The sequence below is a fragment of the Borborobacter xinjiangensis genome (assembly GCF_047739745.1).
Lineage (GTDB): Bacteria > Pseudomonadota > Alphaproteobacteria > Rhizobiales > Rhizobiaceae > Pseudaminobacter.
In genome coordinates this window covers 22,704-47,572 of the sequence record NZ_JBLLVA010000031.1, presented here as the reverse complement: position 1 = coordinate 47,572, position 24,869 = coordinate 22,704, and the positions used below count along the sequence as shown (strand labels likewise).

Annotated in this window: 19 protein-coding genes and 1 pseudogene; 10 read left to right on the top strand and 10 right to left on the bottom strand. The window is 58.9% G+C overall.

Annotated elements, in window-relative coordinates:
• The 5 genes and pseudogenes from ACLKMW_RS22615 to ACLKMW_RS22595 form a co-directional block, all read right to left on the bottom strand.
• Window positions 1-199: pseudogene (locus tag ACLKMW_RS22615) on the bottom strand (IS481 family transposase); the annotation flags it as partial.
• A 193-nt stretch (window positions 200-392) separates the two neighbouring features.
• Window positions 393-1,697: an O-antigen ligase family protein gene (locus tag ACLKMW_RS22610; protein ID WP_415726793.1), complete on the bottom strand. Its 1,305-nt coding sequence runs from the start codon at window positions 1,695-1,697 to the stop codon at window positions 393-395.
• Window positions 1,698-2,003: 306 nt separating this feature from the next.
• Window positions 2,004-2,204, bottom strand: a complete 201-nt coding sequence (locus tag ACLKMW_RS22605; RefSeq protein ID WP_415726792.1) for a glycosyltransferase family 25 protein — start codon at window positions 2,202-2,204, stop codon at window positions 2,004-2,006.
• A 376-nt stretch (window positions 2,205-2,580) separates the two neighbouring features.
• Window positions 2,581-3,978: a DNA cytosine methyltransferase gene (locus tag ACLKMW_RS22600; RefSeq protein ID WP_415726791.1), complete on the bottom strand. Its 1,398-nt coding sequence runs from the start codon at window positions 3,976-3,978 to the stop codon at window positions 2,581-2,583.
• A 189-nt stretch (window positions 3,979-4,167) separates the two neighbouring features.
• Complete coding sequence (locus tag ACLKMW_RS22595; protein ID WP_415726790.1) at window positions 4,168-6,351, bottom strand: DNA cytosine methyltransferase; 2,184 nt, start codon at window positions 6,349-6,351, stop codon at window positions 4,168-4,170.
• An 894-nt stretch (window positions 6,352-7,245) separates the two neighbouring features.
• Between ACLKMW_RS22595 and ACLKMW_RS22590 the strand changes: the two genes are divergently transcribed.
• Entirely contained in the window at window positions 7,246-7,773 is a 528-nt protein-coding gene (locus ACLKMW_RS22590) for a hypothetical protein (protein ID WP_415726788.1), read from the top strand.
• Window positions 7,774-7,940: 167 nt separating this feature from the next.
• Here ACLKMW_RS22590 and ACLKMW_RS22585 read toward each other — a convergent pair whose 3' ends face one another.
• Window positions 7,941-8,249, bottom strand: coding sequence for a hypothetical protein (locus tag ACLKMW_RS22585; RefSeq protein WP_415726787.1), 309 nt, complete (start codon window positions 8,247-8,249; stop codon window positions 7,941-7,943).
• A gap of 207 nt (window positions 8,250-8,456) precedes the next feature.
• Between ACLKMW_RS22585 and ACLKMW_RS22580 the strand changes: the two genes are divergently transcribed.
• From ACLKMW_RS22580 to ACLKMW_RS22565, 4 genes are all read left to right on the top strand, one after another.
• Entirely contained in the window at window positions 8,457-8,720 is a 264-nt protein-coding gene (locus ACLKMW_RS22580; RefSeq protein ID WP_415726786.1) for a hypothetical protein, read from the top strand.
• Entirely contained in the window at window positions 8,720-9,943 is a 1,224-nt protein-coding gene (locus ACLKMW_RS22575; protein WP_415726785.1) for a PcfJ domain-containing protein, read from the top strand. The genes ACLKMW_RS22580 and ACLKMW_RS22575 overlap by 1 nt, the downstream gene beginning before the upstream one ends.
• Window positions 9,944-10,742: 799 nt before the next feature.
• The gene (locus ACLKMW_RS22570; protein WP_415726783.1) at window positions 10,743-11,879 is read left to right on the top strand and encodes an amidohydrolase family protein; all 1,137 of its coding nucleotides are present in this window, start codon (window positions 10,743-10,745) and stop codon (window positions 11,877-11,879) included.
• Window positions 11,854-13,116 carry a cytochrome P450 gene (locus tag ACLKMW_RS22565; RefSeq protein WP_415726782.1) on the top strand — a complete coding sequence of 421 codons (1,263 nt, stop codon included), beginning with the start codon at window positions 11,854-11,856 and terminating at the stop codon, window positions 13,114-13,116. Before ACLKMW_RS22570 ends, ACLKMW_RS22565 begins: the two co-directional genes overlap by 26 nt.
• Here the strand turns inward: ACLKMW_RS22565 and ACLKMW_RS22560 are convergent.
• From ACLKMW_RS22560 to ACLKMW_RS22545, 4 genes are all read right to left on the bottom strand, one after another.
• Window positions 13,105-16,017: an AMP-binding protein gene (locus tag ACLKMW_RS22560; protein ID WP_415726781.1), complete on the bottom strand. Its 2,913-nt coding sequence runs from the start codon at window positions 16,015-16,017 to the stop codon at window positions 13,105-13,107. The genes ACLKMW_RS22565 and ACLKMW_RS22560 overlap by 12 nt on opposite strands.
• A complete protein-coding gene (locus ACLKMW_RS22555) occupies window positions 16,017-16,739 on the bottom strand; it encodes a DUF6544 family protein (RefSeq protein WP_415726780.1) in 723 nt (240 codons plus the stop codon). The genes ACLKMW_RS22560 and ACLKMW_RS22555 overlap by 1 nt, the downstream gene beginning before the upstream one ends.
• 168 nt (window positions 16,740-16,907) lie before the next feature.
• Entirely contained in the window at window positions 16,908-17,846 is a 939-nt protein-coding gene (locus ACLKMW_RS22550; protein WP_415726779.1) for a diacylglycerol/lipid kinase family protein, read from the bottom strand.
• 64 nt (window positions 17,847-17,910) lie between these two features.
• A complete protein-coding gene (locus ACLKMW_RS22545; RefSeq protein WP_415726778.1) occupies window positions 17,911-19,206 on the bottom strand; it encodes a glycosyltransferase family 4 protein in 1,296 nt (431 codons plus the stop codon).
• Between the two features lie 186 nt (window positions 19,207-19,392).
• On the opposite strand from ACLKMW_RS22545, the gene ACLKMW_RS22540 reads away from it, so the two are divergent.
• The 5 genes from ACLKMW_RS22540 (at window position 19,393) to lptB (ending at window position 24,801) form a co-directional block, all read left to right on the top strand.
• On the top strand, window positions 19,393-20,229 hold the full coding sequence (locus ACLKMW_RS22540; RefSeq protein ID WP_415726777.1) for an ABC transporter permease: 837 nt from the start codon (window positions 19,393-19,395) through the stop codon (window positions 20,227-20,229).
• Window positions 20,219-21,529: an ABC transporter ATP-binding protein gene (locus tag ACLKMW_RS22535; RefSeq protein ID WP_415726776.1), complete on the top strand. Its 1,311-nt coding sequence runs from the start codon at window positions 20,219-20,221 to the stop codon at window positions 21,527-21,529. Before ACLKMW_RS22540 ends, ACLKMW_RS22535 begins: the two co-directional genes overlap by 11 nt.
• 13 nt (window positions 21,530-21,542) lie before the next feature.
• On the top strand, window positions 21,543-22,874 hold the full coding sequence (locus ACLKMW_RS22530) for an ABC transporter ATP-binding protein (RefSeq protein WP_415726775.1): 1,332 nt from the start codon (window positions 21,543-21,545) through the stop codon (window positions 22,872-22,874).
• A 70-nt stretch (window positions 22,875-22,944) separates the two neighbouring features.
• Window positions 22,945-24,027, top strand: a complete 1,083-nt coding sequence (locus tag ACLKMW_RS22525) for an inositol-3-phosphate synthase (RefSeq protein WP_415726774.1) — start codon at window positions 22,945-22,947, stop codon at window positions 24,025-24,027.
• A gap of 48 nt (window positions 24,028-24,075) precedes the next feature.
• Window positions 24,076-24,801, top strand: coding sequence for an LPS export ABC transporter ATP-binding protein (gene lptB / locus ACLKMW_RS22520; protein WP_415726773.1), 726 nt, complete (start codon window positions 24,076-24,078; stop codon window positions 24,799-24,801).
• Window positions 24,802-24,869: the final 68 nt, after the last annotated feature.

Genomic DNA, 24,869 nt, shown 5'->3' with positions numbered 1-24,869 from the left:
CGATTGACAGCACTGTCGAACGCGCTTTCTTCGGCCCGGTCGGCAGATCGGCGACCGAGGGGCGCTTCTTCCATTTCGCCACCGTCTTCGGGTTGATCCCGTAGCGCTTGGCCAACCCCCTCAGGCTCTCTTGACTATGCTGTATCGCTCGACGGACCGCCGCTGTCGTTGTGGCGCTCCCATGATGAACCTGTCCCATAGCGCATCCTTTGAGTCGGAAGATAAGGATGCCCCATCAAAACCCGGGATCAAACATCTAGGCTGCCCTACAAACGGTTGATCCAGGTGGAAGGGTGGAATGCTATGCATGCTCGGTAATGCTGCCCTGCGAGCGTGGCCGGTGAAGCTGGTCCGGGACGCGTTGTGGACAGAATGCCGAAACAGGGAGAGTATCAGATCTTTTCAGCAAACTTCTGATGCTGGCCGAGATAATTGGAAAAAAAACCAACTGCCGCTGCCAGCAGCATATAGGACTCGCCAATGGCGAGTCGATTATTGGAGTTAGTCACGATTGATACGAGGAAAAATATAAGCGAAACAACTTGGAAATGAAAAGATTCTCGGGAGGTGAGATTTCTATAGCATTGTACAATTGACCATGCATATATTAATCCGATAAAAATGATTCCAGTAAACCCATATCTTACACCGATCTCTAGATACCCATTATGGATAAGATCATATCCTACATAGTTATATGTTGCGTTTATCCACAAATCTTTCCAAGCAATGCCGCTCCCGAAAACAACATTGTGCGACCAAACCTCGACGGCATTGGACCAGAGCATCAATCTTTCATTCATGCTTGTCGGGACTGTTCCGGATGCAATCGCGGACTGAATAGACCCTGTCAAGCTGCCGCTTTCCCGTGCCGCTAAAGCGATGGCGATTGCGCTATCAATGGTCGGACCCATTGTTGCCCATATGCCCGCGCTGAAAATCGCCACGAACGCCGCCAGCGTAGCCAGAAGGGCTCCTGCTACTATCCAGCCGCGCTTCCCATACATTCGTCGGACCGACAGGAGGACCTGGGCGCAGAGAGCAGCGGTGATCGCCAGCCAGACGCCCTTCGATTTTGCGCCATATAGACCAACAATGCAGAGTCCGACGGTGGCGTAGGCGATGGCCTCGAAACAGAATCTTCGTTTGGTATTCTGCACATTCTTGAGTGCAAAACTGGCAAAGTTAATCCCTGCCAAAATGATGAAGCCGGCACCTACCGAACTGTGGATGGTGTTGTTCATCATCAGGAAATCGTGATACCCATCGTCGAACAGTGAAGATGGCTGAACAGTCGCGGCCGCCATGACAAAGCTGATGATGATAAAGAGCACGGCGGCTTTCCCGACCATATGCCGATACCGAAACATCATGTACCCGACCGTCATATAGAGGATCGGGAAAAGGTAGATGCCTTCGGAGGTGCCGTGGTTCTGCACGGATGGGTCCAAATAAACCACGATGTAGCGTATGGCGACGAACGCCGTCCACACGATACAAGCAAGGCCCATCCAGCCAATCGACGGCTTGAACTCGGCCTTCCAATAGTCGGCCAGGCCCCACACGACAAGTATCATTGCCGCGTAGCGATAAACGTCACTTTCGACCCAAACAGCAGAAACCAGCAGCATGAAAAGGCACAACACCACGTAGTCGCCAATCTTGCCGATTGTTGGAGCGCCATCGAACAATTTCATGCACTTTTGATCCCATAAAGCGCCCGCGTGAGGTAATCTCTACTCCTGAACACCAAAGCTCTGGACGTTTTTATTTGCGGGGTCGCGGTATTACTGTCCGGTCGCATCGTTACCTCACCGTTGCTGCCAAACGCCACCCGAGAAGGACACGAATGCGTTGGCGACGTAGCCCAGCCACGTTCGAGGGCTAAGCCACCTCGGCGAAGGAGGAGCTTTCATAAATGAGAAACCCCTTGGTGCAGATGGCAAAATCATTAGCCTCCTTCGACGACCAAACAAAGCGCGTTAAGGCCGCGATACCCATCCTCATTCGCCGGCCAGATCCTCGCGCCCGTTGCTGTGATGGAATTTCTTGGCGTCGAGACCATGACGCAACTCTGCTGGAATCTCGACTCGATCGACCGCTGCAACGCGTTGGACGGCCAGGCCGGTGTCTTTCGCGCTTGCGTTAATCCTGGCCCATCGCTCCTTGGAAACGGGCCGAATCATCACCAGGGTGGGCAGCACTGATTTCGTCGCACGCCCTCAACCATACCATATTGGCGCAAATCGATCACTTTCTACCGAACAGCACTGCAAGCGTCTACGAAATCTGGCTGGTGATCCTGTGGAATGTTATGCATGCTCGATTGTGCTGCCATCGCAGGCGTGGGCGGCAAAGCAGGTCCGGGATGCGGCCGCCACAGCATTGCCGCCAGAAAGGGCGGACGATAGTCGAGGGCTAATGTGGCGAGCGCGATGGTGTCGGATGTCAACGCCAAATCTCGTAGGGATCTTGCGCTGTGTAATCAGTGCACACGCAGAGAAGCCGGGAGGCCCATCGTCCGAACACGCCAAGTTCACCATCCACATGGTCCACAACGGGCGAGGCGACGTGCGGAGCTTAAATGGGTATCCGGGTTGACGCCGTATTCACCCGACCGACAGCCTGGTTCAGCCGCTGGCCGACCCAACGCATGACGTCGACCGACATCGAGTTGCCGATGCATTTGTAGCGGGCGGTGTCTGTCATGATCGCGCCATTTACATCGACTGCGGTCCATCCCTCGGGAAATCCCATCAGGCGCTCGCATTCGAGCGGAAGAAGTTTCCTTACGACGAGCCGTTCCGCAGCGATGTTTCCAATGTCCAGCGTTCCGTCGTTATCCTCAGCAGGCATAACATATGCGATACTGGGGACCCGGTTGGTGCCCGAGTCCTGCGAGCGGAGGGTAGGAACTACGGCCGCAGATGCGGCCGCACTCCGCGCTTTGGCGCTCTGGCCCGCCATGAAGGCTATTGGTCCCCGATATCCGACGAGTTCTTCAGCGCGTACTCCAGGAATTCCGGCAACGGTGTTTCCCTTCCGACCGCGGAGCTGAGGGCGTAGTTCTTCACTTTCCTCGTCAAAGAGTATTTCGCGAGGGTCGATGCCGGCAGCTCCAGCTCCAACACGCGCGAGAGCAAAGACACGCTCGCGTCGGTTGGGCTTGCCGAAATATTGCGCATCGAGGAGACGCCAGGCCACATCGCCGTCCGGCCCAGATACATAACCAGCGTTGGCGTAACGTCCTCCTGGCGCGACGACTGGAGCGCCTTCTGTCTTCGCAATTCGCCCAAGGAGGTAGCCAAATCCATTCTGATCGTCATTCAAGACACCTTTTACGTTTTCCCAAAGAACCCATTTCAGCCCATTAATGCGTTTCATTCGCTCGACGAGATCGATGAAGCCGAACATCGCGGCCGTGCGGTGATCGAGAAGCCCAGCCTTGGTGCCGGCGGCGGAAAATGCCTGGCAGGGAGACCCCCCTTCAAGTAGGTCAATTTCGCCGAGCTCCTCGAGATCCGCGTCGGTGATGTACCAGAGGTCGCCGAAATTCGGGGTCTTACCGGCAACGGGATAGTCTGTCTGTCTATGCCGGCCAATCAGCTTTTCCCGACTTACTCGCTCCTTTTCGGACATTTCCGCGAACTTTTCATCGTCGCTCCACCGGAGCTTCTCAATGTCGCCGGGCCGCAGCGACAGCGGGTTCATATCCGGCGTGAGATAGTTGAGCAGGCGATTTGGCCGCGATCCCTTGGGTAGGTCTTTGTCTATGCGATATGCCAAAGCCCAAGCCTCGTCCGCCATCAGATCATTGTCGGTCGTGGGAAGGTATTTTGGGCGAGTGGCCCCGCAGCGGGCCGCCAGTACGGCGCAGGCAGTCGGCTCGTACTCGGCATAGCCGGCGAATGTCCAGCCCAGATCCTTCCACGCGGCGGTTGCCGCGCTGATGCCGCTGAAAGTCGAAAATACACGCAAGATGCTACCTCATTTAGGCTGCCGGCCTTTCCAGGCGTAAGCTAATTGCTTTGTTCCACGATTGATGGCGGCACGGCCGACCTGCATGCCAAATTGCCGTTGATGGCAGGCGCCGCACCGCACACTGCTGAAACAATCTGGAAGGACTGGCATGGCCGGCAAGATTGCTCAGCCATGCCAATTGCGAGGTCACGCCCTCTCGTCGACGTCCTCCAGCGGAGTACGCGCACGCAGAGCGGCCAGATTCAGCCTTCCCCTCACCGGCTTCGGGGCCTTGAGCGCCGCCGCAAGGTCGATCTCCGAACCCGTGAGCGCCCGGACGATCGACGCGCCAACCGCATGCGCCATCCGCGGCGGAAAAGCGTTGGCGATCTGGCGGAATACCTGCAAGTCGCTTCCCTGAAATTGCCACTCATCCGGGAAGTCCTGGATGCGGGCCATCATCCTGAGGGTGAGCCTGGGCAGGTGATTGGCAGGCGCGTCCGGTCCAGGTGCTCCCGTGGCACGGCCGCTCGGATTGACGCCGATCTTTATCCAGCTTTCACGCGATTTGGCCTGGGCGAGATCGATGCCCATCTTCTTCTGGCTGCCGCCGATCAGCGTCGGTGCATAGCCACTGGCTTTTTCCACCCATGCATCGACATGCGGCCATCCTCCCGCGGCCATAAGGTCGCGCAGCGCCTCGCCGACAGTCGGAGCTGGCGTCTCGAACGGTTGCGGCCAGCGGAAGCGATGCATGATGCCCGGCTGGAAACCGACCAGGATGGCCCTGTGTCGCTTCTGCGGCAGCCCAAAATCCGGGCCCTCGAGAATACGCCACTCGGCGTCATAGCCAAGGCTGGTGATTTCGGAGAGAATGCGCAACCGGTTGACACTATTTGACACCTGCAGCACACCCGTGACGTTCTCCAGCATGACTGCTTTCGGTTTCAGCTGCCGAATGAGACGCAGCGCTTCCGGGAACAGATCGCGTTCATCATGAGCGCCTCGGCGCTCGCCAGCCGCCGAGTAGGGCTGGCAGGGCACCCCACCGGCCAGCAGATCGACGCCTTCATAGGCGGCAAGATCAAGCCCCCGCAGGTCATCGTGGATGACTGGCCATTCCGGGCGGTTTGCCTGCAAGGTGGCGGCCGCATCACGGTCGATTTCGACGAGGCCAAGATGGCGGAAACCGGCGGCATCGAGCCCCAGTGCCTCACCGCCGGCGCCAGCACAGATTTCCAGAACCGTCGGCCTACGGATCGTTTCCGCCCGCACCCGTCCCGGTTGCGCGCGCGTGTCGAGCGGCACGTCGCCGGCCTCTCGCATGCGCTTCATGGCCGCGTCTGGGCGGGTATCTTCGTTGTAGCCGAACACCCAGGCCAAGTCCCAAACCAGATAATGGTCGAAGGCCAACAGGGTGGTCCTCGGTCTCTGGTAGTGCTCTTCAATGAAGACCTCGCGTTGCGCAATTCGGCGCAAGGCGGCGTCGACCTTCTTCCAGCTGCCGCGGTCGGGGCGCGATCTTGCAAGCTCCGAGCTCGTCGCGAAGTCCGTCCCGGCAATAATGGGAAACTCGGCGACGAGCTTGGCGGCAGCTTCGGCAAGTTTTGACACGCGGTCCAATGCGGTACCCGCGACCGATACGGATCTGTCGAGTTCCGAGAGGGCGATCACTTCATTGGCCAGAACCTCGAGCGAGGCAAGCCATGCGTTTGCGGCGCCCCGCGCCTTGGTTGCGGCGGCATTCTTGAGATCACGAGCCCGGCTCTCGTCGAGTTTGCCTTCGTTGGCGGCGCGCGCGAGCCCGATATCGCGCTTGAGGCCGCGAAGTTCCTTTGCCTGCAGGCTGCGGCCCGCCTCGATCATCTTGATTGCTTCGTTGCGAACGAACTCGTCCTGACCGGCGAGATCCAGCAATACCGAAACGGCGACGCCGGTCTCGACAAACAGCTCACGCTGGTCACCCAGCGTCTTCGCCAGCCGCACGTATCGGGCAACATCGCGCCGAGGAATCTGGCACTCGCTCGCGAGAAACGCCGACACCTCCTTTGCAGAAAGCATGCCGGTAAGCTCCGTCCACAGGTCGCCAATGCGGAAAGCTTCCTTCACCTGCATAGCGCGCCAGCGCGAGACCCGATCTTTCGCCTTACTGAGCTGACGTCCGTAAAGTGCCTCGATCTCACGCAGGCCTTCACCTCCATCGCCTGCGGCGACCAAGCGCGGCTCCTCAACATCAGCGCCTTCAGCATCATGCACGGCGCCGTCAGCCATTTCTTCTACGGTGACGGTGGTCGGCGGGGCTGCCTCGGTCAGGTCCAGGCGTTGCGTTCCTTCAACTCCACCCTCATTGCCGCCCCACGCGGCATCTTGTGGCCGATCTTCCATTGGCATCACGCGCCCCCTTTCTTGAATAACCCAGTTCCGTCGTAATCGCTGAGGGTTTGAGAAGTGCTGATGCCGATCGTTAAAATGCGATCGATATTCAAATTTATCCAGCAAATGCAGATGACGCAGCGTCATCGCCGCGACCCATCCACATTGCGAGGCCGCTCTCATGCAGTACCGTCAAACACCTTGACGCGACGGCTTCAATATCAATGCTGCAAGATGGCGGCTGACGCGCGACATCGGCGTTGAGGGGCGATCCGCAGCAATTCGGTGAAGACAGCAAGAAACGAACAAAGCGCCCGGCGCGTCAGCGTTGATTCCGACCGCCGGTGCCGAATCGGTAGTGGGTGAGCGCCTCCTTCACCTGACTTGGTCTTCCGGGCGGTCATCACTCTGTCGCCCGCCTACTGGTCACCGTCACTGGCCGACAGCTCCGTCTTGCAAGCCACGGTCGCAATGAGAACCTAAATCGATTCAGATCAAACAAGTGACGGGGAGAACTCGCAAATGTCAGGTCTTTCTCAATCCTTTGGCGGACACGCGAGGTCTGCACTATTCACTCGAGGTCACGCCTGGAGCCACGAGTGACGCGTCTGCGCAACACCGCTACTGCTTCGCTTCGCGCGTAGCCAGCAGCGTCCAACGCGTTTGTTGAATCGGTCGGCGCCAAATGATTCACGACGGTGATGGGTCCGCTTCAAGCGAATGGTCACTTGTTGAACACCCGCGATGCGACTGGCCGAGGTGCCGCGGAAAGCCGACAGAGACCCGGTAGATCACAGGGGAGCAGCCACGAACTTCGGCAGCGTCTCCCTGACCATGCTCGCATCATCATTGTCGAATGCATGCCGAGGCCGGATCGTTATCAGACGGACAGCTCTGAACCGGGAGAAACCCATGCGTTATCTGAACTTCGTATCAAAAGCCGCCGCCGCGATGCTGCAGGCGATCCTCCATGTGATCCTTTCGGTCGTCGGCGCATTTTGCCGCCTTCTCGGCATCGCACCGCCGGCAATGCCGATGCTGCCCCAGCCGTCGACCACCCCTGAAGACGTCCGCGACGAGTATCGGGAAGCCTATGCGACCGAAACCGCCGACGATCGATATGCACGCGACATCGGGAAAACCGTCCATCGGTATGCGTCGGCCAGCGATCCTGACATCCGATCCGCGGTCGACCTCAGCGCCTTGTCGCCTGCCCAAGTGGACTGGTTGCTCGGGCTTGACAATGAGGATCTAAAGCGGCTGGCGACTGCCGGTCCGAAGGCTTGCGAGCTCGCCGTCCTGGGAAAGCGGTCGGGGATCGTCGGCCTTGCCGCGCCAGCGGCGACGGCACCGGAAATCGAAGGCCCGCACTCGGTGAGAAACCTTTTAATCGAACGAATCCGGGCAGCCCAGGCCGCACGCACGAAGCTCGCTTCGTAGCGCTTCCCAGGCAGCTTGGTGCCGCTGCCGATCCCGCGCGATCACGCATGCCTTTGCGGCATCTCGCGCCTGCTTTGCTCTGAGAGCCTGGAAGTGCCGGATAGCCGCTTCGGCTTCCGGCACTTCCTGAAGCAGGTCGCGGAATTCCTCATGGATGCAATCTTCGGTCATGCCGGCCTCCGCTGACGGTCGATGTAGGCCTGCCGCTGCGCCAACGCCCGGCGCAATTTGGCGATCTCCGCATAGGCCGCGGCGAGGTCGCGGACGGCCTGCCGCGCGATGAGGCCCAGCTGTTCCGCGTTGCCGAGTGCTGCGACAACGGCGGCATCATAAGCTGCCTGTTCACGCGACTCGCGGTCGGCGCGCACCGCTTCCATGGCGCGGGCATGCCCGGTGTAGAGCACGGCGCCAATTCCCGCGCCAACCGCGGTCGCTTGCAATCCGACCGCCGTGCCGATGTCCATGCCTCTGCGCATGCCTGCCTCCTGTGGTTGCCTGCGACCTTGCCTGGCAGGATCCAGGAAAGATCTAAAGCCGCCTTCGAGAAATTATTTTCTCGGCATGGTTTGTGGATGGCGGCAGGCGAGGCAACCTTCCGTCAACGGATTGCTCTGGTTGTGCGGTTTGCACCAGGCAAAGCTTCGGCAAATCCTTCTTCAGGCAAGCAGGCAGGGAGGGATCGCATGGATAGAAACCGGAAGGGGATCGTCACAGCCATCAAGCGCCTATGGCTGACACCGACCGATCCATTCAATACCATGCGGGCTTCCACAATTTGGCTCATCAGTGGAAGGCCGAAAATCGACGGTTCGACCGTGCAGAAGCCGTTCCCTCATGTCGGCGTTGTGTTCCGCGATGATGATCGTTCACCGTTTGAGGCCGCCGACCTCGACACCCTCTGCATAAAACAGCTTCGGCGCGCCGTCTCTGTGGCGGAGGTGGCGTGATGAACCTGCGCGGTTTACATGTTCGCGATGTCGAGGCGATCGAGGAATGGTTGGTCAACATCGCGTCGGAGGAACGCCTTGACCTCGGCCACATGGCTCTGCTGCGCTGCAGCGTCGGCAGGATCGCCGCCAACAATATCCGCAGCGAATACCCTAAAACATTGGCCGAAGGCTGGAGCAGCCCGTTCCCCAGGCGTGCAGAGCTGCGCCACATCGTCGACTGGCTGGTGTCGTCGGCGGCCGAGGGCGCCGCGTGGCTGGCCAACGTCGACGAAAAGTGCCGCCCACGCAAGCTGCTCAAATGCTCGAGCTATGCCGATCTCCTGCGCGAGGCCGACAAGGCGATGGACCGCAAGAACGCGCAGTCGGCGAAGGCGCTTGGCCCCGACGACGAACGGCCGGTTGCGGATCTCGCCGACGGCTCTCGCCTTATGCAACTGCTCACGCCGGCGGCGCTCGATCTTGAATCCAGGCGCATGCACCACTGCGTCGGCCACGGTTCCTATGACGCGGATCTCTTGTCCGGCGATATCGAGATTTACTCGCTGCGCGATCGAAACGGGCGACCGCTCCTGACCATCGAGATCGGCCATGCCGCCCCTGAGAAATATGGCGACGGCCCTGCCCCGCCAGATCGGTACCGTGAGATCGTCCAGATCCAGGGCAAGCGCAATTGCGCACCCGATCCCAAACACCTCGAGCTTTTGAAGCCTTATGCCCGGCAAGCCGACTGGAAGGGCCGCAAACATTATTGGCCCTACGTGATCGATGTCGACGGGGTCGAACATTACCTCGATGAAATTCCGGCAGGCACCATCCTGAAAAGCCTATGCGTCACCGATACATTTTCCGCCTCGCTTCCGGACGGTCTGACCGTACTGGGCGACGCCTACATGGGCCGCAACGTAACGGAGTTGCCGGAAAATCTCGAGGTGGGCGGCAGCCTGATGATCGCCACCGCCAGACCATTGCTGCTGCCGGAGAGCCTTCGGGTCGGAGACCGGGTCCGGGTCTGGCACGAATCCGATATTCAGCGGCCGATCCCGGCGCATCTGACGGAGAAATTCGAGATCGCGATGGGCAAGGCAGTAAAGAAAATGGGCGGGGTCGACATGCTTCCGCACCAATGGCTGCGGCTCTTCGACGACCTCGACGGCATTGACCGCGTGGACCACGACGGGATCGACGCAGGGGATGCCGATCTTGCCATGCTCACGCCATAGCGTTCCAGTCCCGAGCGCATGGTGTCCCGGAAGACGCAGGCAGGGCTTACCAACGGAGTTCGCGATTTGACTGGATCGGCGTGCCTGCACTCGGCGCAAGGCTGAGCGCATCGGCGTCCACCGTGCTCATATCGGCAGCGTGATCCGGTCGCCCCTTTGATTTGCGTGTAGTACTGACGCCGGGTCGGGGCGCTGCTAGTCCGGTGCCGTAAGATGGGGGCATGCGCTGCGCGCCGGTTTCGAGGCTTTGTGAGCGAGCCGCCGATATTTAGGCATCGAGGATGACGCTGGGGATCTCGGAACTGGTAGATCTCTGACCTACGAAGGAGCGCTCACCGGATACGCTGTGTCTCACCCCATCGGTGAACTTCCGTTCCGAAAGGCAGCCAATGCGCCGCAATTTCGGACGTTGCCGCTCTTTCGCCGCCGTCTGAAAGTCGACATTTCACAGCCTCACTCAAGACCATGGATTAGGGGCGTATCAGCGTACCCCGTTCTAGGGCCTCACTTATGCGGCGGACGAGGTTGTCGTTCGCAGGACGCTAACCCGTGGGCGGGTGCTGGCATTCTTCGAGCCTGCCGCGCCCAGCTGACAAGAGACCACAGTATTATCTGACAGCATGGTCTTTCCTGCTAAAAAGCTATTTTCATCGCCCGCCGCCTGCTTTTCTCCATGACCATGCTGTTCACTCGATGCTAGACACACGCCTTACTGGCGGTCCAGCGATCACGTTCGACCGCTTTAAGCGACCCGCGCGCGAATTAGCCTTTGCTGTGGTAAGCAGGAGAAAAGTGACAGATGAGTTTGCTTGGACAGCGGTCGCCCTATTTTGCGCGATTGAGGAAAGAGATCGCCGAACTTGGCGGTATGTTCAACGCCCATCTCCATTTAGATCGGGCAGCGACGCTCGATGATCGATATCTTGCCCATGCCAATCTTCGCATACTGCAAAATTCTCACATTTCGTTGCAGAAAAAGCATTATCTGATCAACGCAATTCACACGGGACCTGCCTACCACCCCGACGATCTCAAGGCTCGGGTGAACGGGACGCTCGATGTCATGGTCGCCGCCGGAACGACGCGCGCCGACACGATGGTCGACGTAACTGCAGATGCCGTCGGCCTGTCGGCGCTCAGGACGCTTCAGGAGATCGCACACAAGAGAAGCTCGCAAATCGATCTTCGCGTCGCGACTTATTCTCCACTGGGTTTCAAAGACAGCGAACCGGGCCGCTGGGCCGTCTACGAGGAGGGAGCAAAGTCAGCGGATTTTCTTGGTAGCCTGCCGGAGGCCGACGACAAGAACGATTATCCCGACCATATCGGCTTTGAGGAACATTGCGTTCGAGTCCTGGACCTGGCCAAGCGACACAATCTCATGCTCCATGTCCATACTGACCAGCGAAACGAGGCGAACGAGCGCGGCACCGAGCGCCTGATCGAAATGGTCCGCAAGTATGGTGGTCCAATGTCGCCCAACGGCAGCCCGATGATCTGGGCCGTCCACATGATTTCGCCTTCGACCTATGAAGACAGCCGTCACAATCGGCTGATTGAGGGGTTACTTGAATGCAATATCGGCGTGATCTCCTGCCCTTCCGCAGCGATCGGCATGCGTCAGTTGCGGCCGTTGCGGGCACCAACCTACAACTCGATACCGCGCATATTGGAACTCGCTGCCGCGGGCGTCCATATCCGGCTTGGCTCCGACAACATCGCCGACATCTGTTCACCGAGCACCACCGCCGATCTCGTTGATGAGGTATTTGTGCTGTCGGCCGCCATCCGTTTCTACGAGACGTCACTGCTGGCAAGGTTGGCCGCTGGACTGAAGCTCACTGAGGACGACCGCGAATTCGTCAGGGAGCACCTGAAGAAGAACGACCACGAGATCGCCAAGGTGCTGGATGCGATCGGCCAAGCGTCTTATTGAACGCCTGCGCGGCCTGCGGCCGCGTGCCGATGACGTGCTGGACGGGTGCCCGCTCGATATGCTGGCCTCGTCGTTCGTGCACGACCCCTATCCCGTCTATCGGCGCCTACGGGAACACGACCCGGTTCATCGCTGCAAGTCCGGTGCCTGGATAGTGACAAGACACCGCGACATTGTCGCTTCGTTTGCGCATCCAGCACTCGGGAACGCGCCGTCGCGGTTTTCCGTGATCTGCGCGCGCAACCGCGAGCGCTATGTCTGCGCAGATGTCGCGCACAATGTTTTGCCGTTTCTCGATAAACCGGAGCACGTGCTCCCTCGCAGGATTATCGCCAGCGTGTTTCGCGCCCACATGAAAGACAATCCGGTAGACATCGCCGGGATTGCCCGGCGGTTGCTCGAACCGCATCTTCGTAGCGGCACCATGGATGCGATTGCCGACTTCGGGACATCGCTGTCGGCTGAGGTTATTTCCCGGCTCATGGGGCTTGCCGTGGCCGACCGCGACAGGCTCTTATATTGGAGCCATCATTTCTTCCATCTGTTTGCTCCGATCCCTTCGGACGAGGTTCGCGACCGGACTGATCAGGCGCTTGCGGATTTCAGGGAATATCTCCGGGTGCTGGTTCAGGAGCGTCGGCTAAGGCCGGGAGCAGACCTGATCTCCAATTTGCTCATTGCCGAAGACGACGGACGATGCCTTTCCGAACAGCAGGCGATCGACGCGTGCATGCTCTTGTTTTCGGACGGCGTCGAAAATGTCGACGCCGGTATCGCCAATACGCTGCTTGCGCTCCATCGCCACCCATCGGAAATGCTGCGCGCCAGAGCCGCTCCCGAAACGATGCCAAACGTCGTCCTTGAGGGATTGCGCTATAATTCCCCGGCCCAATTGATCGCGAGGGTTGCGCGGGAGGACCTGGAAATAGCAGGCACGTCGATCCGGCGGGACACGCCCGTCTTCCTTGCGCTGGGAGCAGCCAATCGCGATCCCGAAGTATTTGAAAAGCCGGATTCCTTTGACCCCTCGCGCAATGCGGCCGCGCTGCTCAGTTTCGGCATGGGGCGCCATTCGTGTATCGGAGGCACGCTGGTCAGGTTGCAGATCGAATGCGCCTTGCGCGTGCTGTTGCAGGCGACCAATACAATCCGAATCGAGACGGATACCCTCGAGTGGACGCCGCGCGTCGGCCATCGTTGGTTGAAGGCGTTACCGATACGCCTGTCACCCCGCTGACGGATCGGACACCGGCCAATCCGGTGCGAGCGGGATGACAAGCTTGCTCGTTCCGGAGTGTCCGAAACCGCCGAACCAGTGCACGCCGTCCTCCACCAGATCGACATCGAGGAACATCGGCAGCCCACGCATCGGCACCTTGATCCTAAGATCGAGGGTGAGCGACTGTGACGGTCGTATCTCCTGGGTCAGCGGCCGGCGCGCATCCAAAGCGTAGCCATGGAGCCTGTCGAAGCTGCGCCAGCGCGATGCAAGGATGATGCCGCTTTTTTCGGTCGGCTCCCATGACAGCGGGCTTTTGTTGGTCACCGTGACCTTGATGGTATGTGAACTGCCCTGCCGCATGAATAGCGGTACCTTGACGCGAACGGACGATTTGAAATTCTTGGGGTTCAGCGGTTGCAGTGCCTTGAATTTGCGCCGGTAGGAGGGAGGAAGACCTGCTTCGATCCGCTCGAATTCCGCCTCCAGTTGACGGGCAAACGTGCCGACATGCGGCATCTTGTGCAAATCGTCGTGATCGGCGGCGCTGTGGAAGACGGAAAGCGGCCCCGAGTAGTATTTCGCCCAACCCCGCTCGGGTTCGTCATTGAGGTCGTAAGCACAAAACCAGCCGCGCTTGCCCCAGAAGAGCGCGACCTCTCCGTCGTAGGGCTCGGCGATGAAGCGGTCCTGCAGGCAGAGAAGGGCAACCTCCCGTCCCATAGCCCGGAGCGCCTTGGCAATCTCGAACGCGACGACGCCGCCTTGGCAAAAGCCGCCAAGCAGATAGGGGCCTTGCGGTTGGATCGAAAGTATTTCCGCAGCGTAATATCGGGCAAGGCGATTGGTATTCCCGTCACTCTTCAGGCGCGTGTTGGAGAGCGAACTTAGAATATGGAATGGGCGTTCGGGGTCCAGGTTTTCTGAAAGCATTTCGAACTGCCACATGCTTTGGCAGACCCAGAAGAATGGCCGTTTTACACCAAGTGTATTCCTGCCGAGGATGAGGGAGTTGTCCTGCCGTTTTCCACGCCACGCAGCCGTCGCGTTCTTCACGGCGGCGTAGAGAGCCGGATCCAGCCGGTCGTCTGCGCGCGCGCGCCCGATCCTGCCGTCGAGTACCTGTTCCATTTCTCGTAACGTTGGCTGTTCGAATAGCAGCGCCGTCGGGAGATCGTTGCCGAAACGCTCCTCGAGCAACAGCATGAGGTTGGTGGCGCTGAGAGAATCGCCGCCAAGGTCGAAGAAATTATCGTCCATGGCTATATCCGGCACTTTCAGCGTCCGTTGCCACAGCGCTGCAAGTGTCTTGGCCAACGGCGTCCCCGGTGCCCTTCGCTCACTTGCATGCCCGGCCGTCGCACCGGCCAGTCCGGGCAGCGCCAGCCGGTCCAGCTTGCCGCTAGGGACACGCGGAAGCCTGTCCAGGAAGGTGACGGCGCGTGGAATCTTGAAATCGGCTACGCGGCCACGCAGATAGTCTTTGACGCCGCGCGCATCGAGCCCCGAGTTGGCGGCAGTAACGACAGCGACGGCAACTTCCTCCCCCAAAGATGGATGCGGCAGCGGAAACGCAGCAGCCTCGCGGATAGCCGGGTGACCGGCCAATATGAGATCGATCTCAAGCGGGGAAATCTTCTCACCGCCTCGATTGATGATGTCCTTGAGCCTTCCGGTCAGGAACAGGAAGCCGTCGTCATCGAAAAATCCTTCATCCCCGCTGCGAAGCCACTTGCCTATGAAGGCGTCGCTATGGGCAGATTCTTGCCCCTCGTAACCGGCCATTACATTCGGGCCGCTGACGAGCACCTCGCCACGCTTGAACGGGCCGACTTCGTTCCCGAACGAATCGCAAATTTTCACATTGGTTCCAAAGGGGATGCCGACAGAGCCCCGCTTTTCGCGCGTGCGGTCGAGCGGTGTGCTGGTGATCAGCCCAGCGGTCTCGGTCATGCCGAACATCGGGACAAGCGTGGTGCCGAAGGTAAGGCCGAATTCCTTCTGCAACCGATCGGGAAGCGGTTGCGAGACGGACCGCACGAAGCGCAGCCTCCTGACGTTTTCGACATCTTCTGCGGTGGCCGCATAGGCGAGAATATCCCGCAGAACCGTGGGAACAGCCTGGAACCAGGTCGGACTGAAATGCCGCAGCCCGCCAAAGAAGGCATCGGACGAGATTGCCGGCACAAATGCCGTCGAGCCGCCCGCATAGAGCGGAGCCAGCAGCAGATCCGCTACCGCCCCGATGTGAAACATTGGCATCATATGAAGACAGATATCGGTCGGCTGAAGCTCGAGCGAGCGCGCTACGTTCCACGCCGAAGCACTCAGGTTTTCCGCCGTGAGCGGCACCCTTTTCGGTGCTCCGGTCGAGCCAGAAGTGTGCAGGACCAGAACTGTTCGTGGCGATGCTGGCTCGGCAGGACCGGCGGTCCCTGTTGTTCGGCCCTCGTCGACACATGCGAGTTCGAAAGCGCCGGTCAGGCCTGAAGCGGTACTGGTGAGCTGCAGAACGCGAATGCTTGATCCCGCTGCTGCGGAGATTGCACCGGGTATGCAACTGGGGTGGGTGATCAGATGGGTCACGCCTGCCTCCGCGAGCAGGCGCTGCGTTTCCGCTGGCGGGTAGGCCGGGTTCATCGGCACCACGGTTGCGCAGGCCGCGCCGGCAAGAATTGCAACAGCCGTTTCCGGAGCATTAGGAAGAAGTGTGGCGACCCGGGATTGTGGCGTAACGCCGTGTTCCGCCATCCAGCAGACGGCGCTGTCGACGATGTTCAGCAGCCCAGAGATAGAGGTATCGGGCTTGTCATGAGACCGAAGTGCGATGCAGTCAGGTGAAAGCCGCGCATTGTTTCTCAAGGGCGCGAGGATGTCTTGGTTCATCGCCAGTCCGTGCTGAATCATGAAGGATGTCATCAGCTGTGGCTCGAGCCAATCCAGGGCCCGATGAAGCGGATGCTCTCTAGCCTGGCTTTTGCAAGGAGCGGCAGAGCGGCATCTTCACCACTGGCTTCGAAATCCACCAGGGTTGGCAGTCGATAGCCTTCAAGGTCACGAAAATTCGCCGGCTTCGCTGTCGTCGCTTGCGCGCCGATACCGCGAATGGCGACGAGCTGACCGCTCTCTTTGACGGTAAATTCGATCTCCTGGCTGCGCGTGTCGTTTGCGATAACGGCTTTGGCAACGGTTGCGCTCACGCCATGCCATTTCACGCCGTTTTGCGGGAGCAGCGCGGCTGGCGTCCACAACGCCGCCTCCACTGCCATGCGCTCGAAGAGCAGGCTTGGCGGGTAATGTCGGCTTTTTCGCCAGGAAGGAACTAGCCTCCAGCGCCAGAACGCTACCATGGCTTGCGCCTCATTAAGGAGAGCCGTTCCACAAAGGGGAATGAAACGGCCTATCGAGGAATAGCGTGAAAGGGAGCCGTGCGGAGCCGCGAGCACCTGATAGTTCTGTATCGTAACCGTGTCAGACAGGCCCTCGGGCCGGAGGTCTCCCGTAATTTTCAACTCGGCAACTGTGCGAAGCGGCGTACCAGGCTTCATCGCGAAAAGGAAAAACCGGCGCGCGGCAAGGGGAAGGTCGGAGACCATAGCGACCTCGAATGCCTGTTCGTGCCAGATGGTCTTGCTGGTCAAGGACGCCCAGATGGAGTCTCGCTCGTAGACGTGGACCAACCGCATCCACAACAGAAAGGCCGCCACGAGAAGCACTAGGGCGGACACGAACAAGAATACAGCTATCAAGATGGGGTCCCGTAAAAGCCAATGGATCAACCCGGTATGTACTGTTCGCAGCCAAAACCTTCAGCATAACAGCTTTAGCGCGCCAGCGCGGATGTCGTATGTCGCCCACAATTTTCCAGGGGATTCGCCATCGACGTCGAGCAGCACCGGGCCGGTCCGGCTTTCGTCCAGCGCCTCCACGGTTACCTGCCTAGCGCGCTGGATGGAGATGGAAGGGTGATTGCAATGTCGCCCGCCATAGATCATCTGCAAATCCCGCAAGAGCACGAGCTTCGATGCGGCATGTATCGTCACGACGTCGAACAAGCCATCATCAAGTTCCGCGTCGGGCGCCACCAGCATTCCACCTCCGAAATAACGACCGTTGGCAATAGCAACGACCGCGATTTCAGCCTCCACCGCCGGCCGGTTGTCGACGATCATCCGCACGCGCTGGGATTTGTATTTCATCAGCGCGCGCACCGTTGCGCCCAGAAACAGGATTTTACGCGGGATGAATTGGTCGTCTCTAATCGCATTAACCGCGCGATCGATCTGTCCCGATATGCCGAAGCTGGCAATGTTTGCGAACAAACGAACTTTCTGATTCCCTTGGTCGTCCGCAAAAGTCATTCGCCCGATGTCGATCCTGCGTGTATTACCCGCGGCTATCAGGCCGATGAGGTGGGCCAGGCTCGCGCTTGTGGCCAAGCTGCGCACGAAGTCCGAGCCTGTTCCCACTGCGATCGCGCCAAAGCATACATCTGAGGAAAAGCTTCCGTCGGCTTGCGTGAAGCCGTTGATCGTCTCGTTGAGAGTTCCATCGCCCCCGACGGCAATTACCTGGTTGGCGCCCCCGAGGATCGCTTGTCGGGTCAGGGTGGTTGCGTGGCCGGGGGCCGTCGTCTCGGCGTGATGGAACAGTCCGATAGCCGCTCGCAATCGCCTTTCTATCGTTGGCCAGTCTCTCCTCGCGCGGCCACCTCCCGCACGCGGATTGACAACGACAAAGGTTTTCATTCCTGCCCCTCTACCCAAGCCAGAGCTAGCATGCCGAGGATAGGGAGCAAAGCCGGCTGGAAGGCTAAATAGCGCTTTGTGCAAGGGGCGGCGACATTGAAAAACGCTCGTCGATTACTGCTATGGTCGAATGGGCGGTCAGTTCCCATGTCGGGCAAGGGTAATAGTTCCGTATGATGCGTTCTTTCTCTTTAAGGACCGCCGGGTCAAAAATCGCCTTCTCGATCAGTTGGTAGGCATGTTCTGCATCATCTGGGCCGTGATAGTCGATGAAGCGCCCGCCGACTTCCGGCAACGATGTTGCATCGGAGGCAATGCAATAGCGGCCATAATAAAGGCTCTCCGAAACGGGCAGCCCCCAGCCTTCGCAAAAGCTGGGGAAGACCGTGAACAGGGATGTCCTGTAGAGGGTTGCCAAATCGTCGTCGGACAGGTTCTCGACCACTCTGATCTTGCCGCCAAGCGAATGGCTTGCCAGCAGCGCCTGCCGCAGCTCATCGATCTCCCAGCCGAATTTTCCGGCGAAGACGAGCTCAGGCACGCCATCAGCACCATGTTTCCGGATCAGCCTTTCCCAGACGCGGAAAAGCAGCATGTGGTTCTTACGGATTTCTATCGTCGATACATAGAGGACATGCGAATGTTCTTCGGTCTGAACCACAGCGGGCGACGGGGCTGAAGCAAAACCGGCGCCGAAGGGAATGACCCGGGTTTCGGGCACGGGTATTTCCCCTGCTTCAAGATAGGTGTGAAGTGCCTCGGCCGAGCTCCGTGACGGTGTCAACACCAGATCCCAGACCTTCGCCATATCGTGCAGCCAGGTCGTGAAGGTCGGGATATGCCCTGGCGCACAAAAGTGAGGATGGCTGACCGGTAGAATGTCGTGGACAAGCAAAGCGAACCGGATGCCATGAACAGCCTTTAGATCGGCGATCGATTTCCCGAAACCTTTGTGCGTCCAGGACGCACCGAGGTTGAGCAGGATGTCGCCCTCACGCACCAGTGAAGCGAAACGCCGGCGGTCCTTTTTGCTGTAAGGAAGATTTTTGCTAGCCGCTGCCGCGCGCCTGCACAGATAGCGCGCCAGCTTGAGAAGCGACAAGGGCCAGACGCTGGTTTTTTGACGCCGTAGAAAATCGTTTCCGTCCGTGAGCTGCGCGACTTCTTCATAGTCCAGCACATCCACCCGCCCCTTACCACTTATCCGGCAAAACGCCACACGGTCGCGATAAGCGTGAGCGAGCCACGGCAGTATCTGCGCCTGCACGCGGCCGATGCCGGTCGGCGTGACCGAGCCGTCAAAATAGCGGATAAGGTCATCGACCTCGATCCATATACGGTGCTTGCCGCGCCCAGTCATTTGAGGAAAGTCGTTCCCGGGTTGGAGATGGTTGACAATGAAGGCATGCGCGGTGAGTAGGATCGCTCGCCGCCCATTTGACCGGAAGAATGGCCGTGGGCTCTATCCGATACAAAGCCTTGAAGCCAGTTATTTTTCATGGCCTACGATGCGTGAGTGGCGGCCGGGCGGAGCGGGATGATCTTGATGAGAAGCGAGGCGATGGCGACAGCAGGTGGCGATAGGTTGACCGGACCGTTCAGGTCGCTTTGGCGTCATCGTGAACTCTACCGCCGCGTGCTCCTCCGCGATATTCAGGCAACCTATCGCGGCAGCGTATTGGGCCTTGCCTGGATCGTGCTGATTCCGCTTTTCTTGGTGACGATCTATACGTTTGTCTTTGGCGCGGTCCTTCATTCCACCTGGGTTGGCGCGACGCGCTCGCCGTTCGAAGTACCGCTGATCTTCTTTACAGGACTGACGGTGTTCAGCTTCTTCATGGAAGTCATCAGTCGTGCGACGAACCACATCCGCGACAACCGGACTTACGTCACGAAGATCATATTCCCGGTGGATATTCTGTGCTGGGTATTGGTCGGAACGGCGTTGTTCAAGCTCTGCGTTAACCTCTTTCTGCTGTTGGTGTTCCTGGTTTTTGTCACAGGCCAATTGCCGTTGGGTGTATTCCTGCTGCCTATTCTGATTGTTCCGTTCGTTCTCTTGACGCTCGGAATGGCGTGGATTCTTGCAGCAGTGGGCGCTTTCGTGCGCGATCTGTCGCATGTTCTCCAGGCGCTCGCACCGATCATCATGTTCATCAGCCCGGTGTTCTATTCCGTGCAGCAGGTGCCGGAAGGCTTTCAGGCCGCTTATTTTCTCAACCCGCTGACATTCATGCTCGAAAGCACGAGAAACCTGCTTTTCTTCGACACGGTTTTCTCCGCGCGGGACTTCGTCATTTACATGGCTGCTTCGCTCATCGTCTTCGTGGTCGGATACAGTTTCTTCCAAAAACTGCGCCCAGGGTTTTCCGATGTCATCTGAGCCCTTTATCCGGGCGCGGGGGCTAGGGAAAAAATTCAGGTTTTACGACCATCCGTGGCATCATTTGTCGAGTATTCTCCTTGGCCGCGGAGCTCGCCGCGAACACCAGGCGTTGCAGGAACTCGACCTCGACTTGCAGGCAGGTGATTGTCTTGGAATCGTCGGCCGCAACGGTGCCGGGAAATCCACATTGCTCGAACTGATTTGCGGTGTTCTTAGGCCAAGCCAGGGAACGGTCGAGACCAATGGCAGGATCGCCGCGCTCTTGCAACTTGGTGCGGGCTTCAATCCCGAATTCACCGGCCGTGAAAACGTCTTTCTGAGTGCATCCCTGTATGGGCTAAGTACGGCCGAAATCAGCAAGCGCTTCGCAGCGATCGAAGCATTCGCGGGCATCGGTGATTTTATCGACCGCCCGGTGCGTGAGTATTCGAGCGGTATGTATGCACGGCTTGCTTTTTCGGTTTGCGCTCACGTCGATGCCGATATTCTCGTCATCGATGAGGCGCTTGGGGTTGGCGACGTCAAATTCCAGCAGCAATCGATGAAGTTTCTTCGTGCCTTCCGTAAGAAGGGCATCGTGTTGTTCGTCTCCCACGACGAACACGCCGTCGCCGCGCTTTGCCGCCAGGCGATATGGATCGATGCAGGACGTGTGGTTGCTCGTGGCATAACGAAGGACGTTCTTCACCAGTATCGCAGGGAGATGTCGCGGCGGATGGGAGACGATGGCGACTTCGCCAGTTCCGAGACGGTGTCCGAGCTTTTGGACGTGGACCAAATGCTCGGCTCGGCGTCATTCGGCACGGTTTTTGATCCGAATGATCCGCCGCAAGTGGAGGGTGCGGGAGAAATCGAAAATGTCACCCTAACATTTTTTGACGGCTCGCCGGTCACCTCGGTCACGGGTGGAGAATATATCCGTCTTGCCGTTTCCTCCCGGGCATTTTCGGTGAGCAGTCAGCCACATCTTGTCTTCGTTCTGCGCGACTCGATGGGGCAAATCATCTTTTCCGGAGACAGCCGTAGCTGCGGACAGGGATCGCCCGCTTCGATGGATGATGGCGACGTTCTGGACTGCGAGTTCGACTTCATTCTCCCTTATCTGCCAACGGGCAGCTATCCCATCGAAGTCTATTTCCATTCGGTATCTCACGGCGGTCTCGTTTGTCACGATCACAGGGAGATTGCGGCGGTGTTTCAGGTTCTATCGCATCATATTTCGAGCGGGATGGCCAATCTGAAGATGGACCGCACGCTGCTGCTGGTCGGGACGGGGAGCGACCAGGATGGTGAATGAAGTCTTGGTACGGGTGAAGGGCGTCGGCAAGGCCTACTCTGCCCGCACCAGCGCTTTGAAACGCATGGCCGGTCTCCTGACGGGCCGCACAGTCACCAAGGGCTTCCGGGCACTTCACAATGTCAACTTTTCGCTTTCCAAGGGAGAAGCGCTGGGACTGGTCGGCCAAAACGGCGCCGGCAAGTCGACCCTGCTGCAGATCGTGTGCGGCACGCTGACGCCCGCCCATGGCGAGGTCGAGACGAGCGGACGGGTGGCGGCTATGCTCGAACTGGGGGCCGGTTTCAATCCTGAGTTCACCGGCCGAGAAAATGTCTATCTGAGCGCGTCCGTCTACGGCCTGAGTGACCTGCAGATCGAGGAGCGGTTTTCCCGGATTGCCGCCTTCGCCGATATCGGCGATTTCATCGATCGTTCCGTAAAGGAATATTCAAGCGGGATGTATGCACGCTTGGCCTTCGCTGTGTGTGCGCATGTGGATGCCGATGTCCTGATCATCGATGAAATCCTGGGTGTGGGCGATGCCGCATTTCAAATGAAGTGCCGGCAATTTCTCGAAAACTTTCTGCGCCGAGGCGCGGTCATCTTCGTTTCCCACGACGAACACGCCGTCTTGTCCCTGTGCACTCGCGCCATTTGGCTGGATCAGGGCCGGCAAATGGCGGAGGGACCACCGACTGAGGTGCTGAATTTATACAGGAAGTCGACAGACGTTAGCTCGGAAACATCCAGTGCCGATAAGAGCCGAAAGCCGTTGATTGATTTGTCGCAGTTTTCGGCGCCCGAAACCGTGGACGCTGGTGACGTCTCAAATCCGATTGCGGTCTCTCGATTTATGAAAGACGCGCCTTGGTATGGCCATGGCGGAGCCGTGATCGAGGATGTCTATCTGTCGGATTCCGCGGGCCGAAGACTTGACCGCTTAAGGGGTGGTCAGGCGGTCGTGCTCAACATCAAGGGCCGGGGCATGCGGGAAATCTCGCGGCCTATTGTTGGCTTCATCTTTCGCAATAGCCTCGGCCAGAATCTGTTCGGAGACAACACTTTCCTGGAGTACCGCGATCGGCCGCAAAGGATTGGCGCAGGAGACCCGTTTCACGCCATCCTCGAATTTCGAATTCCTTATCTGCCGCTCGGCACCTACACAGTGGCGCCTTCACTTATTGACGGGACGCAGCAGAACCATATCCAGCTTTACTGGATGGAGGAGGCTCTGGTTTTGAACGTGTGCGAATCTCCGGTAAGCATCGGCAAGATCGGCGTCCCCATGCGGGTTTCGAGCGCGCTGCGTGCGGCGCCGAAGAAGCTGTCGACCGATATTGCGCGCTCTTCTGAAAGAAGCTAACGAGCAATGTCGGTCGATCGCTTGCCAACCGGCAGGCGAGGGGGAGCGATCCGGCCTTCGTGGGGTTTAGATGATTAGATTAGCCATCGTCGGGGTCGGCAACTGCGCCAGCTCGCTGGTTCAGGGGATATCTTATTGCCGGCGTTATGGCTCGGAGGCTGTCGGCGTGCCTTTTCCGGATCTTGGAGGCTATTTGCCCTCCGACATTGAGGTCGTGGCCGCTTTTGACATCGACCGGCGCAAGGTTGGCTTGCCGCTGTCGCAAGCCGTTTTTTCCTCACCCAATAACACCAAACGCTTTTTCGAGGATGTCGAAGACAATGGCGCCGTCGTCTCCAGCGGACCGCTGCTCGATGGCGTTTCGGCGCTGATGCGCAACAGCGAGGCGGCCTTGAGCTTTCAGCCGATCGAAGATCGGCCGGCCAGCGTTGGCGAGGTCGCGAGCGCGCTGAAGAAGGCGCGGGCCCAGGTCGTGCTCTGCCTGTTGCCGGTCGGCTCGCAGCTCGCCACAGAATTCTACGCAAGGTGTGCGATCGAGGCGGGTGCAGCCTTCGTGAACGGGATTCCCGTTTTCCTGGCCAGCAATTCTGCGTGGGCTCAGCGCTTCGAAGCGGCCGGCTTGCCGGTCCTCGGCGATGATTTCAAGGCGCAGATCGGTGCAACGATCGTGCATCGCGCGCTTGCGTATCTGTTCAAGATGCGCGGAGCCGAACTAGACCGCAGTTATCAGCTCAATGTCGGCGGCAATACCGACTTCATGAACATGATGGATATGGATCGGCTCACCAGCAAGCGGGTCTCCAAGACCGAGGCGGTGCAAAGCGCCGTCAAGACACGTCTCGACGATAATGATGTGCGGATCGGACCGTCCGATTATGTGCCCTGGCTAATGGATCAGAAGATCGCCTATATCCGGCTCGAGGGCCGCCTATTCGGCAGCGTTGCGACGAATATGGAAGTGAGGCTGTCGGTCGAGGATTCTCCCAACGCGGCGGCAATGGCCCTGATAGCAATCCGTTGCGCCAAGATCGCCCTGGACCGAGGGATCGCGGGTGCAATTCCAGATGTGTGCGCTTTCCTGTTCAAACATCCGCCCGTGCAGATGGATGACCAGGTGGCGGCTGACAGGCTTGCCGCATTCGCTGCCGCATAGGGACCGGCTCAGACATCATTCTCTCGAACGGAGGTTGCGGTAACCCATATGGTGACCGGCCTGATCGCCGAAGGGCTACAGATGCATTATGCGGGCCAGAGCGTCGTGCATAATGTCAGTATCGCTGTCGCTCGCGGTGAGATCGTCGGCCTGTTTGGCCCTTCCGGATCAGGAAAATCCACGATTTTCAACATCATCAGCGGAGTATGCAGGCCGTCCAGCGGACGTATATCGCTCGACGGGAAGGATATAGGCGGGTTGCCGATCGATGCGCGAGCGCGGCTGGGATTGGGTTATGTGCCGCAAACCCCGCAGTTGTTCCGCTCATTGACCGTTGCGCAAAATCTTTCCATAGCCGTCGAAGTAAATGAGAAGGGCCGGGACCGCCGGGAGGCATTTATCCGCGCACTTTGCAAGGCGTTCGAATTGGAGGGACTTTCTTCCGCCCGCGTCTCCGGCCTGTCGGGGGGCGAGCGCAAACGCTGCGAGATCGCCTTCGCCCTCGGGGCTCGCCCTCGCATCCTGCTTTTGGACGAGCCGCTGACCGGGCTCGATCCGCTGATGTCTCAGGAAATTTTACGAATACTGGCACGGTTCGCGGCGGCCGGAATGGGCATCCTGCTTACGGATCACAAAATTCGCGATGTCATGGCTGCTGTCCATCGCTCATATGTCGTCAATCGCGGAACGGTTATCGCCACAGGAACGGCGCGGGACCTAGTCGAGAGCGAAACAGTACAAGCGTCCTTCCTTGGGGGTGACTTTCGCCTATAGTGCCGCAGTCGATCCAGGGGACGTGGGGAATTGGGTTCTTGCATCGCATCGCCAACGTGCGGCAGCAC

Excerpts from the sequence above, each read along its gene's own strand:
- ACLKMW_RS22585 (WP_415726787.1), bottom strand. The coding sequence starts at position 8,249 with ATGCGCAGAGGCATGGACATCGGCACGGCGGTCGGATTGCAAGCGACC.
- ACLKMW_RS22525 (WP_415726774.1), top strand. The coding sequence starts at position 22,945 with ATGATTAGATTAGCCATCGTCGGGGTCGGCAACTGCGCCAGCTCGCTG.
- ACLKMW_RS22565 (WP_415726782.1), top strand. The coding sequence starts at position 11,854 with ATGCGATCGGCCAAGCGTCTTATTGAACGCCTGCGCGGCCTGCGGCCG.
- ACLKMW_RS22580 (WP_415726786.1), top strand. The coding sequence starts at position 8,457 with ATGGATAGAAACCGGAAGGGGATCGTCACAGCCATCAAGCGCCTATGG.
- ACLKMW_RS22540 (WP_415726777.1), top strand. The coding sequence starts at position 19,393 with ATGAGAAGCGAGGCGATGGCGACAGCAGGTGGCGATAGGTTGACCGGA.
- ACLKMW_RS22550 (WP_415726779.1), bottom strand. The coding sequence starts at position 17,846 with ATGAAAACCTTTGTCGTTGTCAATCCGCGTGCGGGAGGTGGCCGCGCG.
- ACLKMW_RS22595 (WP_415726790.1), bottom strand. The coding sequence starts at position 6,351 with ATGCCAATGGAAGATCGGCCACAAGATGCCGCGTGGGGCGGCAATGAG.
- ACLKMW_RS22590 (WP_415726788.1), top strand. The coding sequence starts at position 7,246 with ATGCGTTATCTGAACTTCGTATCAAAAGCCGCCGCCGCGATGCTGCAG.
- ACLKMW_RS22575 (WP_415726785.1), top strand. The coding sequence starts at position 8,720 with ATGAACCTGCGCGGTTTACATGTTCGCGATGTCGAGGCGATCGAGGAA.
- ACLKMW_RS22560 (WP_415726781.1), bottom strand. The coding sequence starts at position 16,017 with ATGACATCCTTCATGATTCAGCACGGACTGGCGATGAACCAAGACATC.
- ACLKMW_RS22610 (WP_415726793.1), bottom strand. The coding sequence starts at position 1,697 with ATGAAATTGTTCGATGGCGCTCCAACAATCGGCAAGATTGGCGACTAC.
- lptB (WP_415726773.1), top strand. The coding sequence starts at position 24,076 with ATGGTGACCGGCCTGATCGCCGAAGGGCTACAGATGCATTATGCGGGC.
- ACLKMW_RS22535 (WP_415726776.1), top strand. The coding sequence starts at position 20,219 with ATGTCATCTGAGCCCTTTATCCGGGCGCGGGGGCTAGGGAAAAAATTC.
- ACLKMW_RS22570 (WP_415726783.1), top strand. The coding sequence starts at position 10,743 with ATGAGTTTGCTTGGACAGCGGTCGCCCTATTTTGCGCGATTGAGGAAA.
- ACLKMW_RS22545 (WP_415726778.1), bottom strand. The coding sequence starts at position 19,206 with ATGACTGGGCGCGGCAAGCACCGTATATGGATCGAGGTCGATGACCTT.